This is a genomic window from Methanocalculus pumilus, assembly GCF_055382585.1.
Genome location: NZ_AP042393.1, coordinates 1,021,128 through 1,034,383 on the forward strand (window position 1 = coordinate 1,021,128; position 13,256 = coordinate 1,034,383).

The 13,256-nt window shown below is 51.9% G+C and carries 13 protein-coding genes; 6 read left to right on the forward strand and 7 right to left on the reverse strand.

Annotation, left to right across the window (positions count from 1 at the left end; all coding sequences use genetic code 11):
- Window positions 1-4 precede the first annotated feature (4 nt).
- Complete coding sequence (locus ACZ44I_RS05305) at window positions 5-1,186, reverse strand: proteasome-activating nucleotidase (protein ID WP_464548085.1); 1,182 nt, start codon at window positions 1,184-1,186, stop codon at window positions 5-7.
- Between the two features lie 44 nt (window positions 1,187-1,230).
- On the opposite strand from ACZ44I_RS05305, the gene ACZ44I_RS05310 reads away from it, so the two are divergent.
- Genes ACZ44I_RS05310 through ACZ44I_RS05320 form a run of 3 tightly spaced genes read left to right on the forward strand, consistent with a single transcriptional unit; the run spans window position 1,231 to window position 3,434 of the window.
- Complete coding sequence (locus ACZ44I_RS05310; protein ID WP_464548083.1) at window positions 1,231-1,641, forward strand: DUF126 domain-containing protein; 411 nt, start codon at window positions 1,231-1,233, stop codon at window positions 1,639-1,641.
- Window positions 1,642-2,769 (forward strand): TIGR04013 family B12-binding domain/radical SAM domain-containing protein, encoded by a 1,128-nt coding sequence (locus ACZ44I_RS05315; RefSeq protein WP_464548081.1) that lies wholly within the window; start codon window positions 1,642-1,644, stop codon window positions 2,767-2,769.
- Window positions 2,766-3,434 carry a metallophosphoesterase family protein gene (locus ACZ44I_RS05320; protein WP_464548079.1) on the forward strand — a complete coding sequence of 223 codons (669 nt, stop codon included), beginning with the start codon at window positions 2,766-2,768 and terminating at the stop codon, window positions 3,432-3,434. Before ACZ44I_RS05315 ends, ACZ44I_RS05320 begins: the two co-directional genes overlap by 4 nt.
- On the opposite strand, the gene cyaB is transcribed toward ACZ44I_RS05320, so the two are convergent.
- Window positions 3,397-3,927 carry a class IV adenylate cyclase gene (gene cyaB, locus ACZ44I_RS05325; RefSeq protein ID WP_464548078.1) on the reverse strand — a complete coding sequence of 177 codons (531 nt, stop codon included), beginning with the start codon at window positions 3,925-3,927 and terminating at the stop codon, window positions 3,397-3,399. The genes ACZ44I_RS05320 and cyaB overlap by 38 nt on opposite strands.
- A 56-nt stretch (window positions 3,928-3,983) precedes the next feature.
- Between cyaB and ACZ44I_RS05330 the strand changes: the two genes are divergently transcribed.
- On the forward strand, window positions 3,984-4,700 hold the full coding sequence (locus ACZ44I_RS05330; RefSeq protein WP_464548077.1) for an FKBP-type peptidyl-prolyl cis-trans isomerase: 717 nt from the start codon (window positions 3,984-3,986) through the stop codon (window positions 4,698-4,700).
- A 63-nt stretch (window positions 4,701-4,763) separates the two neighbouring features.
- On the opposite strand, the gene ACZ44I_RS05335 is transcribed toward ACZ44I_RS05330, so the two are convergent.
- Both ACZ44I_RS05335 and rqcH read right to left on the reverse strand, forming a co-directional pair.
- The gene (locus ACZ44I_RS05335; RefSeq protein WP_464548076.1) at window positions 4,764-5,789 is read right to left on the reverse strand and encodes an mRNA surveillance protein pelota; all 1,026 of its coding nucleotides are present in this window, start codon (window positions 5,787-5,789) and stop codon (window positions 4,764-4,766) included.
- Entirely contained in the window at window positions 5,786-7,687 is a 1,902-nt protein-coding gene (gene rqcH, locus ACZ44I_RS05340) for a ribosome rescue protein RqcH (RefSeq protein WP_464548074.1), read from the reverse strand. The genes ACZ44I_RS05335 and rqcH overlap by 4 nt, the downstream gene beginning before the upstream one ends.
- Window positions 7,688-7,743: 56 nt before the next feature.
- On the opposite strand from rqcH, the gene ACZ44I_RS05345 reads away from it, so the two are divergent.
- Window positions 7,744-8,076 carry an EMC6-like membrane protein gene (locus ACZ44I_RS05345; protein WP_464548073.1) on the forward strand — a complete coding sequence of 111 codons (333 nt, stop codon included), beginning with the start codon at window positions 7,744-7,746 and terminating at the stop codon, window positions 8,074-8,076.
- A gap of 6 nt (window positions 8,077-8,082) precedes the next feature.
- Window positions 8,083-9,864, forward strand: a complete 1,782-nt coding sequence (locus ACZ44I_RS05350) for a ribosome biogenesis/translation initiation ATPase RLI (RefSeq protein WP_464548072.1) — start codon at window positions 8,083-8,085, stop codon at window positions 9,862-9,864.
- A gap of 21 nt (window positions 9,865-9,885) precedes the next feature.
- On the opposite strand, the gene ACZ44I_RS05355 is transcribed toward ACZ44I_RS05350, so the two are convergent.
- Genes ACZ44I_RS05355 through ACZ44I_RS05365 form a run of 3 tightly spaced genes read right to left on the reverse strand, consistent with a single transcriptional unit; the run spans window position 9,886 to window position 13,255 of the window.
- Window positions 9,886-10,380, reverse strand: a complete 495-nt coding sequence (locus ACZ44I_RS05355) for a chemotaxis protein CheD (protein ID WP_464548071.1) — start codon at window positions 10,378-10,380, stop codon at window positions 9,886-9,888.
- A 19-nt stretch (window positions 10,381-10,399) separates the two neighbouring features.
- The gene (locus ACZ44I_RS05360; protein ID WP_464548070.1) at window positions 10,400-11,020 is read right to left on the reverse strand and encodes a chemotaxis protein CheC; all 621 of its coding nucleotides are present in this window, start codon (window positions 11,018-11,020) and stop codon (window positions 10,400-10,402) included.
- Between the two features lie 3 nt (window positions 11,021-11,023).
- Window positions 11,024-13,255 (reverse strand): chemotaxis protein CheW, encoded by a 2,232-nt coding sequence (locus ACZ44I_RS05365; RefSeq protein WP_464548067.1) that lies wholly within the window; start codon window positions 13,253-13,255, stop codon window positions 11,024-11,026.
- Window position 13,256: the final 1 nt, after the last annotated feature.

Here is a 13,256-nt window from a genome sequence, read left to right on the forward strand (position 1 = left end):
CCTTTTACAGGTACATGCGTGTGTCCGGCTCTACCTGCTTATGCCTGACTTTATCAACAGCCGCCTCGAAGTGCGGCATCGCAACAGAATCTGCATTCTGCCTGACTGCGATCATTCCCGCTTCACGGCATATTGCCTCAAGTTCTGCACCGGTTGACCCCTCGGTAAGATTAGCAATTGAATCGAAATCGACATCTGCAAGGCTGAGGTTCTTTGAATGGATCTTCAGGATCTCCCTGCGTGCCGACTCATCAGGGAATGGGATCTCAATCAGCCGATCGAACCTCCCCGGTCGGAGGAGGGCAGGATCAAGCATGTCGGGCCGGTTTGTTGCGGCCATGATCCTGATCTCGCCGCGATTATCAAAGCCGTCCATCTCGGCGAGGAGCTGCATCAGGGTCCGCTGCACCTCGGCAGATCCGGATGTCCCGTCATGGGTCCTGGTGCTGCCGACCGCATCGATCTCATCGATGAAGACGATCGCAGGCGCCTTCTCACGGGCAAGCTGGAAGAGTTCACGGACAAGCTGGGCGCCTTCCCCAATGAACTTATGGACAAGCTCAGATCCCGACATCCTGATGAAGGTGGCGTTTGCATTATGGGCGATCGCCTTTGCGATCAGGGTCTTTCCGGTACCGGGTGGTCCATACAGCAGGATGCCCTTTGGAGGCTCGACACCGAGCCGCTTGAATACCTCCGGCCGGGTGAGCGGATACTCCACTGCCTCCCTCACCTCCTCGATCTCATTGGTCAGGCCGCCGATCTCACCAAAGGTCTGTGATGGTGATGACTCCAGCTCCATAACCCTGACACGGGAGTCGAAGGTTGTTCCAACGACCTTAACGATGGAGAGCGCGTTATTCACGGCGACTTTTGAGCCTGCCTTCAGGAGGGGATAGATGTCATCTCCGGCATGGGTGATGTACTCCTGGTTATTACCCTGCTGACGAAGGTAGACCTCACCACCTGGCAACTTTTCGATAACAACTGCAACAAAGAGTGGAAGCCGCTTTAACTGCGTGTTCTCACGCTTCAACTGGCTGTTCTCCTCACGGAGCTTTGTAACCTCTCTCTGCTGTAATTCCAGTTTTTCGCGAAGCTCAACCAGCGTTTCATAGAGCTCTTTCAACTGCTGTGACTGAAGTGTCGAGTCATTACATGGGTTGTCGATGAGGGATTCGTCCATGGCTATAATATACTCTATGCTCCCACCACTTATTAGGTGGTATTGTGATAATCAAAGGACGATCCATTGCAAAAGGTGAAGCAAGCGGGGAACTGATCATAACCGACGCCCCGATATCATTCCTCTCCGGTGTTGACCCGGATACCGGGATCATTATTGAGAAAGGCCATCCCCTTGAGGGTGTTTCAATTGCCGGAAAGGTCCTTGCATTCCCCTTTGGAAAGGGCTCAACTGTCGGATCCTATGTGATATACAGCCTGAAGAAGAATGGGTGTGCACCTGCCGCCATGATCAACTCCGAGGCAGAGGCGATTATTGCTGTTGGGGCAATTATTTCAGGAATTCCGATGATCGACCAGCTTGAAGGCGGTCTCTCTTCCCTGAAGAATGGGATGGCTGTCACCGTCGATGGTGATCGCGGCGAACTCATCTGTCATGATCAGGCGAATGCATAGATGAAGGTCGTCTGGCGTGACATCAGGGCTGCCCGGAATACTTATGCGGTTCTGTATGCAGCATGTGGCCAGTCCGGCTATCACCTCTCCCTCTCCGAAATCCCCGAGGGGGATGTCACCTGCTACAGTCTGAACAGTATCAACGAGCCTCAGTTCAGATCCGAGATCCGGGATGCACCTGGAATTACGATCGTCGGGGGTCCGCATGCCTCTGCATGTCCAATGGAGGTTGCAGAGTATGCAGACTTTGTGATCGTCGGTGAAGGGGAGAAGACCCTCCCCCGACTCCTTGCAGCAATCCGGTCAGGATCAACTGAGAAAATCCCCGGCGTTGCGACCAGTGCAGGGTACACCCCCACAGACCACACCGTCCTCCTTGATGGGTACCCCTGTTTTCTGGAGGTCAAAGGCTATCTTGAGATCACCCGCGGGTGTCCGCATGCCTGTGCCTACTGCCAGACCCCACGGCTCTTTGGAAGGCTGATGCGGCACCGGAGCATTGATGCGATTGCAAGGGCGGCAGAACGGGTTTCAGATGCACGTTTTGTCACTCCCAATGCGCTTGCCTATGGATCAGATGGGAGGATTCCCCGCCTCGACCGGGTGGAGGCACTCCTGAAGCGGCTCTCTGCGATGAACCGGATCTGGTTTGGCACCTTTCCCTCTGAAGTCCGCCCGGACTGGATATCGGATGAGGCGCTTGAACTGATCGGCAGGTATGGTGCGGGAAGAAAGATCCATTTTGGGGCGCAATCCGGAAGCGATCGCATCCTCACGGCAATCAACCGGGGGCATACCCGGGAAGATGTTGAGAACGCTCTTGATCTCTGTAGATCCCATGGTTTTCTGCCGATTGTTGATATGATCGTCGGGTTTCCGGGCGAGACAGAAGAGGATCTCGGAATGACGATGGATCTGATCAGGTCAATAATCAGGAATGGTAAAGTGCATCTCCATTATTTTCAGCCGCTCCCGGGAACTCCCCTTGCCCGAAGAGATCCAACACCCCTCCCTCCCCATATTGAGAAAGCCTTTGGATCGCTCGCACTCTCCGGTAAGATCACCGGGTACTGGATGGAACCCGGAAGAAGGTTTTTGAATGTTCCGCGTGATAATGAAGATATATGATGAAAGCACTGCTCCTTGCAGATCTCCACGGCAACTACGATCATATCGATCAACTGTTGGCAACCGATCCGGACTGCCTCTTTATTGCCGGCGATGTCACCCAGATGGGTCCGGTTGAGGATATCTCTGCTTTAACCAGAAGGCTCGGCCTTCCGGTTCTGGCCGTTCCCGGCAACTGCGATCCCCGCGAATCACTTGCCTGCCTGGATAACTCGGACGCCGTCTGCCTGCATGGATCGTCGATCACCTTTGGATCAGTTACTATTGCCGGAATCGGCGGATCGAATCCGACACCCTTTGATACGCCGTTTGAATGCAGCGAAGAGGAGATCGATTCCACGCTGGAAAACCTTCTGAAGAGGATGCAGAAGAATAAAACAAATATCCTCATCTCCCATGCACCGCCATTTGGGATCCTCGATGAGGTCACTCCTGATGTCCATGTCGGATCAGTGAGTGTCAGAAAACACCTGAATGCCTTTGATCTTATCTGCTGTGCCCATATCCATGAACAGCGGGGTGTTGTAAAGGAGGGCAATACCCTGGTGGTGAACCCGGGACCCGCCTCAGAGGGCTATGGCGCCCTGATTCAGATAGGAGACGGTGATGGGGAGATTGAGATCGAACTCATCTCTGTTCTTCCAGCAGAAGCTCAAGATAACTGAGGGTGAGCCGCTCTCCAATAATCCCATATTCTTTTGCAATTCTCTCGATCTCTTCTTCAGATTCATCCTGCGAGAGCCCTGCTGCTGCTTCGATCTCAGCAAAAGTACCAAGCCCGTCCACGGAATCAAGCGTCACCGTCGCCTGTCCTATTCTGTAGGATTCCCTATATTTTTTGACAGCAGCAGTCTTCTGAAAACCGATCCGCTGAAGGAGCAGATCCATCGTCTCAAGGGATTCGACCCTGAGATTTAACTCTTCACGGGCTTTGAATGAGCCTGATCCGATCTTTGGTCCTTTGTAGGTGAGGAGGACATAATCATCCGCCTTCCTCAGGCGGAGTGCCTCGTCTGTCTCTGCGAAGTTTCTCTCAGGGCTGTTGTAATAGGCATCGAACTCATCACCTTTTTCAAGGAGTGGAGCGCCGGATGCGAGGATCCGCTCCCGGATTGGTTGGAGATCCGCGACTTTCACTTTAATCTCTATCTCAAGCATAAGGTACCTCTTCTTTAAGTATTATTCGGGCGCAGTAATTAAGACAAGGTATCATTATGGCAATCGAGAATGGAGTTTTTATCCGGCTCTCCTATACCGGATCGATCGAAGGCATGCCCTTCGACACGACCAGTGAAGAGGTAGCAAAAAAAGCAGAAATATTCAATGAATCGGCCCGCTATGGGCCAATGGTCATCAAGGTTGGTAGCAACCATGTTATCCCCGGCCTTGACGAGGCACTGAACGGCGCTGAAGTCGGTGTTGAGCAGTCCGTCACCGTCGAACCGGAGAAGGGTTTTGGACCACATGACAGAGAGAAGGTGAAGGCATACCCGGTAAAGGCATTTGAGAGGAAGCCTGTTGTCGGCATGAGAGTCAATATGGAGAAGCAGGAAGGTGTCGTTGTCGATATCATCGGACAGCGTGCAATCGTTGACTTCAACCACCCGCTTGCAGGCAAGACCCTCGAATACACCTTCACCATCGAAGAGATCGTTGAAGATGATGAAGAGAAGATGAAGGGGATCATCCGCCTCTTCTCAGGCAGGGATATAGATCTGACGCTTGAAGAGAAGAAACTCACTCTTCACCTGCCACCCGGAATCAACTATGACCAGCGGTGGTTCCTCTGGCGAGCAACGATCATCCAGGAGTTATTTGCGATCAGCGAATCTGTTGCTGAGATCGTCTTCATGGAATCGTTCAAGCGGCCCGAAGTGCCCGCAGACGTTTCTGAAGAAGTACCAGAAGAAGTACCAGAAGAAGAGAACTGATTGCCTCTCCGGCAAATCCACTTTTTCCCCAAAACCACAATGAGTTGATGGAAAAGGAAATTCTTATGCGATTTTATACCTGAGCAGAGCGGCTATCCCGCCGAGCCCTTCGATCCGTTTCCCCGGCTCAAACTCTGTTGAGAGGACAAGGACTTTTGCATTCATTGCTTCTGCCTCTTCCATCAGGGATGAGATCTCCGGTCTCCTGATAGCAGAATCTGCAACGATCACCTCTTCTGCCGCCCCGAATGCAACTGCTTTTTGCACCTCTTCGGTTCCGTAACTGACGGGATCATCCCGTGCGATCCGCTTAAATATCTCATCGGCTGCCCGTACCTCATGTGCAAGCTGGAGATCTTCTGCCACCCGTTCAAGAACGCCATCGCCGATCGCCTGCTGGATGGCGCCATACCCGCTCCTCTGGGTATCGACAATTGCCATCCTGGCAAAGAGATCCGGTGCACGTGACCGGACATAGGTGCCAAACTCCTCTTTGATGAATCCGGGACCTGCAATGACGATGGGTCCGGTGACCTGCAGGAGGAACAAATAAAGGCTCTCAAAGAGGGCCTGCCGGGTGTTTTCGCCCCTGGTCTTCCCGCTCCCCTGCGTCATGGTGGTGATCCGCTCGGGCCCGTACTGCCGGACACGACAGATCTCAGCCTCACCTTCCTCAAGGGCAATGATATGAATCGCATCATAGAGTGATGCCTTCACCGCACGGTCGATCCGTGCGAGATCTGATCTCCTCCACTGCCGTATAACCGAGATCTCATATCCTGTCTCGACATTCAGGCTGTGGTGGAGCCCGGGATCCGGTCCGTCACGGATTACTCCTGCTATCCTCAGTCTCCGTGATTCCGGTACAAACTCGGTCCGTTCCACCTCAAGTCCGATCCGAACCGGCCTCTTCTCAACTTTGTCGGGCCTGATCTTATCGGATGACTGTTCGACAGACCGGAGTGTGGTGGCATACACCAGATCAGATGGCTCGATTAGGTGGGAGAGGTGCCAGAGATCGTCAAGTGACTCCGGAGTCAGTTTAATCTCGCCGGTATTTCTCCTGAGGTCACAGAAGGTGGCTTTCATGATTCCTCAATGATATCGGATCCCCCGGCCGGTATGAAGGCAGCAACCGCTTCGGTTGAGAGGATGCTCCTGAGAACCTTCGCATCGGTTGCCGGGAGATGGTCACGGAGCATCCTGACCACCTTCTTTGCGATATCGTTTGGCTCAAAGGTCCCGGGTGCAATCCTGACCATATGTTTTGCCTTCTTTTCAACAGCAGCAACAGGACCCCCGATAACTGCAACCTCCGGCTCTGTCACAACACCAATAGCAACTGCAAGGGGGGCGTTTCGGTAATATGTCCGCTCTCCCCTGATGACAAATGCACCTCTGGCAACAAACTCACCGGACTCAGGGGTCTTGCTCACCTGTCCCGGTGCTGCTGCATAGACATCTCCGGATCCATACCCGCCCTTCCAGAAGTTCGAGTACGATGCGGCAAACTGTGCCACCTCATCCATTCGTTCTGTCTTCCCTTTCACGATGACGACACTCCCTCCATGCAGATCAGCGTGAACAAAGGTATCGCCTCCTTCCATGTATTTTTTCACAAGCTCTTCGTTCTGGTCTGCATCCCTGCCGCCGATGACGAGTACGCCGTCACTTGTCTCAAACCAGCGGAACCGGTGGTACCACTTCGGCTTCTGCCTCTTTGGAACAGTTGCCCGCTCTTTCTGTTTTGGCGGGGACCGGTTCATCGCCCGGATCGCACCCTCACGCTTTGACCTGAACTTCTTCATCTGGTCATAGTAGACGCCGACATTCCCCTCAACACTCTTATGAACAGATATTGTCACCTTCATTCCGAGATCCACAACCACCGATGCATCTGCAGGGTTTACGGAGACGATCATCTTTGCAGCCGGATGATCAGATGATTTGATCACCTTCGCAATCTCCTGCCAGGAGTGCTTCCCGGATGCGGCTTTGAGGATATCTATCAGCTGCTGGATGTCGGGGTAGTGCTCGTAGATCAGCTCTGCTGCCCTTTCGGAATCACGGATCTTCTCCTCGAACTTCAGAATTGCTCCTTCCTGCTGGCGCCGGATCCGCTCTTCCCTTGAGAGAACTACCCGTTTTGCCTCCTCCTTCTCCTCCATCTTCGGGAGCGGATAGTATGCGGCGAGTGCATCCGAGAAGGTCGGATATGAAATAGGGTCTTCTGATCCTGAGAGGGGAAATGGCCAGCATCCTTTTGTGTCGATCACCGGATGTGTCGTTGATCGGGCATCATGGATGATGCTTCTGTAGGCATCATACAGCCGCAAGAGTATCTCATCAGTCAGGTACTGTGTCGGGAATGCCTTCTCAACACCTGCACGGAGGCAGAGTTCCTCTGCCATCACGCCTCCAAACATCAGGCCAACGGCAACTGCCCTGACGAGATCCTTCTCCTGGGATCTCAGGATCTCTTCGAATGCCTCTTGGGTCAGATCAGCGAGATCAACGCCCTCAATTTCATATCTCTCTCCGGATACAATCTCCCGTTCCCGGAACCGGCGTTTCTTCAGGGCATTCTGGATGACGAATTGTTCGTTGGTAACAATGAGGTTCCCCTCATCAAAGAGCTCGATTATAAGATTGAGTGTTCCCCCGCCTTTCCCGATCTCGAGGATGATCACCCGCTCGATGCTCTTCTGGGTGATTGAGAGTATTTTTCCTCCATCCAGGAACTTCCTGAGGTACATTGAGTATCCTGATGGGTTCTTCGGGGCGGGGGGAAGTGTAGGAACACGATGTGCACGCCTGCCGATCTCGATAAAGAAGAGGTGGCGTGCCTTATCCTCTCCATTGAAACGAAACCCAAACTGGGTATTATCGTACTGATAAATCTTGCCGACCCAGAGAGGAAGAAGGCTCTGTAACTCCGCTGTTAATGCGGTCAGATCAAGCCCGCTCATTCCTTTGTCTGTTGCCATGTGAATACCAAGATACATAAGATGCGAAGACTAAAAAATACACCACTGGTGCGAAGATGAGTAAGGATACTACAGAGAAAAGAATTGAGAAGAAGGATCAGCATAAGAAACGGGTGAAGCGGACTCTCATTGCCTGCCTGATGGGTCTAATTGCCGGTATCCTCTCGTTTATGCTTGGAGGAGTCCCTGATGCTTCAGGTATACAGCCAAATACGATGCTGACCATTCTGCTTCTCCTTGCCGCAATTGTCTTTCAGAAACATGTCATCACCATCATCGGGATTGATATCACTAAACTTGGCAAGAAAGACTGGTTTTACCAGGGTTTCATGACATTTGCCATCTGGTTCATCACCTGGACAATCCTCCTGACAACAAGCCTTCTCTGATCATCCATGCGTCTTGCAGTCGTCCATCGGGATCGGTGCCACTCAAAGAAATGTGGCAACGAATGCATCATCTACTGTCCGCGCGTCAGAACCGGTGATGAGACTGTCATCATCGGGGAAGACGGAAAAGCAGAGATCTCTGAAGAGCTCTGTGTCGGGTGCGGCATCTGTATCAAGAAGTGTCCTTTTGATGCCATTGATATCATCACCCTCCCTGTTGAGCTTGATAATCCAACCCACCGGTATGGAAAGAACGGCTTTGCCCTCTATGGCCTTCCCATCCCGGTTGAGGGGAAGGTCTCCGGTATCCTTGGTCCAAACGGGATTGGGAAGAGTACCTCTGTTGCCATCCTCTCAGGACAGCTGAAACCAAATCTCGGAGAAGAGGAGGAGAGAGAGGGAACCTGGGATCTGATCCTGAAACAGTATGCAGGAACCGAGCTCTTTGATTACATCAAAGCAGTAGCAGAGAGGGGGGTAAAAGTTGCGGTCAAGCCCCAGTATATCGATGGGATACCAAAGGTCTTCTCCGGAAAGGTCGAGGATCTCCTCAGAAAAACTGATGAGACCGGCCGTCTTGAACACTATATCAGTGAACTTGGTCTTGGGACGATCCTCGATAAGAAGATCGATACGCTCTCTGGAGGCGAACTCCAGCGGGTGGCGTTTGCTGCCACACTCTCCCGCGAAGCCGACTTCTATTTCCTTGACGAGATCACCCCCTTCCTCGACATCTACCAGAGGATGGCAACTGCCCGGCTTATCCGGGAACTTGCCCTCTCCCGCCCGATTATGATCGTTGAGCACGATCTGGCCATCCTCGATCTCTTGGCAGATACCGTGCATATCGGCTATGGAAAACCTGCCGTCTTTGGCGTCATCACCCGGCCAAAGGGGGTGCGTGTCGGGATCAACCAGTATCTTGAGGGATTCCTCCACGAGGAGAATGTCCGGTTCAGAAAGAACCAGGTGGTATTTGAGACGAGATCGCACCAGAAGACGGTTGAGCGGGAGAAACTCCTCACTATCCCCCGGATGACAAAGACCTATTCGGGATTTTCGCTCACAATTGATGGTGGTGAGATCCGCAAAGGCGAGGTGCTTGGCATCGTCGGTGCAAATGGAATCGGAAAGAGTACCTTTGCAAAACTCCTTGCCGGTGTTGAGAAGCCTGATCCGGGTTCACAAGATGTAAAAGAAGGAATCAAGGTATCATACAAGCCCCAGTATATCAAGGCCGGTTCAGATGCAACTGTTGAGGAGCTCCTTCGCTCAACTACAAAGCGTTTTGATACCTCATATTACCAGCACGAGATCCTTGAGCCGCTGGTGCTTGAACCGATCCTCCAGTCTCCAGCAGATACCCTCTCCGGTGGTGAACTCCAGCGCCTGGCAATCGCACTCTGCCTCTCTCAGGATGCCGATCTCTATATTCTCGATGAGCCAAGCGCCCATCTTGATGTCGAACAGCGGATGAATACCGTCTCGGTCCTGAAGCATTTTGCCGAAGGGCGTGAGGTGGGGGTGCTCGTCATTGACCATGATATGTACTCAATCGATATGCTCTCTGAGCGTCTTCTCGTCTTTGAAGGAGAACCAGGGAGAAGAGGCGCAGCATACGGCCCCTTCTGGATGAAGGAGGGAATGAACCGGTTCCTCGAAAATCTTGGTATCACATTCAGGCGGGACAAAACCGGCAGGCCAAGGATCAATAAGATTGGATCATTTCTTGATCGCGAACAGAAGTCGCATGGAGAATACTACTATGCAACCACATCTGATGATTGATCAGGAAAAATAATATAAGTATCAGATCTCAGAACGTGTTCCATCCGCACGCCGGATGGTGATTGTAAAACCTTTTGCCGGGCAATAGAGGACTGTTCTTCCTTTTGTTCCACCGACATCCTCTCCTTTTATCGGGATTTTATTTTCCTTCAGTTTTGCCCTGACCGCTTCGATGTTCCGCTCGCCAATAGAGAGGTTGCCGCTGAAATTCGTAAACATCTGTGCTCCGCCAACAATCTTTGCCTGAAGTGTCTTTGGCGAACTCCCTTTTTTCCTTAATTCAGCAAGCAGGATCTCAATGGCGGTATCGGCGTACTTCCCGAGGCGATCACGCTTCCCTCCGCTCTCGGGAAGCATGATATGCGCCATCCCGCCGATACCGAGTTTTGTATCATGGAAGATCAAACCGATACAGGATCCAAGCCCGATTGAGGTCATCGGCTCCGCTCCGGTATGGTAGTCGCCGATACCTATGACGATTGCTTTTGAATTGTATCGGTTTGATTCTTCATCCATTTAATATCTCCAGAGCCATTTAACTGGCATGTTCTTTCAGGAGGTTATCCATAAGCTCAAGGATCTGTGAGAGGGTATTCATCTCTGGCAGCATCACAAGATCGCCATTGATGGAATACTGGTCGCATGACAGTCTTGTGTGGAAGAAGACGACCTCATTCACATCAAAGGCAACCTCGGCAAGGAGCTGTTCGATCGCAGCATGTGCCATGTCAATGACGAGAACAGGAGGTGAGGGGAGCATCACAACACCAAGGAGCTCTGCCGTTGCATCGAGGAATGCAGAGACCATGATATTGCCGACCTCGTTCAATGCACTCTCATCCATCTCATTCAGCTCACGTTCCTCGTCTCCCATGCCAAGCATCGTATTGGTCATCCGTTTTGCAGACGAGAGCGGCATGATAAATATTACATATCCTCCCTGCTCAAGCTCGCCCTGCATCTGGAATATGGAGAGAGCCGCTGTCTCGTCAGTTACGTGTTTATAGATATCAGCCAGATCGACAACCTCTACAAGAGGCACTGTCATCTCTATCTGGCCCATTAACATCTGCGAGAGCGTTGTTGCTGCATGGGATGCCCCGATGTTTCCAAGTTCACCAAGCGCGTCCATCTGTGTGGGTGTCAGTAATGCCATAATCTACACCATTGTATTTACATCTAATACCGGAACAACATGCCCGTCTCCGAGGATGGTGATGCCGGAAATTCCCCGGATTACTCCGATAATCTTGCTGAGTGGTTTTACCACCACTTCCTGCTGCCCCTCGACAATATCGACGGCTATGCAGCATTTCTGTTTGTTATACTGTACAACGATGAGAATCTCTGATGAATCAGATTCGCCAAACATCTCTTCAAGCATATGAAGCGGCAACACCTCATCCCGGAGAAGGATTGAATCCTGTGTCCCGATCCGGTGGATATTCTCCCGCCTCATGCTGGCCACCTCAACAATGGCACTGATGGGGATTGCTATCCTCCGGTTATTTAACCGGACAATCATCACCTCAACAATCGCCATTGTCGGTGGGAGAAGAAGTTCAAAGATTGATCCCTTGCCCTCATTGGTTGTTACACGGATGGTTCCCTTCAGTGATTCTATCGCACCCCTGACGACATCAAGGCCGACGCCCCGGCCGCTGATATCGGTGATGGTATCGGCGGTACTAAAACCAGGGTGGAAGAGATAACTGATCGCCTCCTCCTTTGTGAGCTGATCCGCCTGATCCGGGGCAAGGAGACCTCTTTCAATAGCTTTTGCCTTCACCTTCTCCACATTGATCCCGGCACCATCATCTCTGAGTTCAATGATGACATTATCACGGTCACGGCGTGCAGAGAGCTGTACAAGCCCCTTCTCCGGTTTTCCAACCTCCTTGCGGCGCTCCGGGGATTCAATGCCATGATTGACGGCGTTTCTGATGAGATGGAGGAGGGGATCATTTAAGCCGTCCATCACACTCCTGTCAAGTTCGGTCTCACCACCCTCCATAACAAAATTCACTTCCTTTCCATCATAGTGGGCGGTATCTCTCACAACACGTGGAAGGCGGTTGAAGATGTGATTTAAGGGGATCATCCGGATATCCATCATCAGGACCTGGAGATCAGAGACCGATCGATCGATCATGCTGATCGCCTCATCCATCTCTTTCATCTTGTTCTTCTCAGCAATCTGCTTGAGGCGGCCACGATTGATCACCAGATCCTCGATCAGGTTCATCATCCGATCCAGTTGATGGATATCGACCCTCAGGTTCTTGATCTCCCTGTTCCTGGCGTCATCCTTCTTTTTCGGTATCGGATCGCCGCTTTTTGTGGGCGTGGAGGCTTTTTTGCTCTTCTGCTTATCAGCATCCAGCGGGATGATATCGACTGACCGGATCTCCGGCACCATCGCTGCTTTCTTCAATGCCTCGGGATCCCTGTCTGTTGCGATCGTCAGCTGGAAGTTCGAATCAAAGAGGCCGTCCTCGACAGCCTCACGCGGGGGATCGCAGCTGACGATCGTCCCGCACTCTTGAAGGCGGTCGAGGGAGATGCAGGCACGGAGCCCTTTCATCGCCGATTCTTCATCGACACTGATGATCATCTGGTAGAGAGGAAGGTTTTGTGTATCAGCCTGTTCTTCTGTTGGAGCCTGGGTGACAATCTCCTCGATAGAGACATTGGCAACTTCTGTTCCTGATGCGGCTGATCGGAGTGCCTCTATGCCTGCATCACTCTCAATCACAAGGGTCAGTATGCCGTCAAAAGGAGCATTCTCATCTTCCAGCTGGGAGAGCGGGGGGTTGGTTCCGAGGATGGTGCCAAACTGTTCGATATTTCCAATGGCAATCAGTGCCCTGACATCCTTCATCTGGGAGGATTCATCTATCTCTATTCGTATCGTATATTGAGGATAGCCATTTATACTCTCCAGGGAGGGAGGAGCATGGGTTTCCCTGACTGTGCTCTCTTTTGGAGGCTCATTTTTTTTGCCATTCCCTGTTGCATGCCGGAGCGAGTCAACTATATCGTCAACATTGACAGACGAACCATCCCCGCCCTCTTCGATCTCGTCGATCTGCTCCTCGATGATATCAACTGTGCTGAGGAGGAGATCCATAAGATCCTGGGTTACCGTCAACTCGTTATTTCTGATCGCCTGGAAGACATCCTCCATTGCATGGCAGAGATGTTCCATGGTATCAAAGCCCATCGAGGCTGAGGCACCTTTCAGGGTATGTGCTGCCCGGAAGATCTCATCGATTGCACCTGTGTCTTCGCCCCCTTCAAGGATGAGGAGGTTTCGTACAATCACCTCATGATTCTCCCGTGATTCGGCGACGAAGAGGCCCCGGTATTGTTCAAAATCTGACTCTACCATA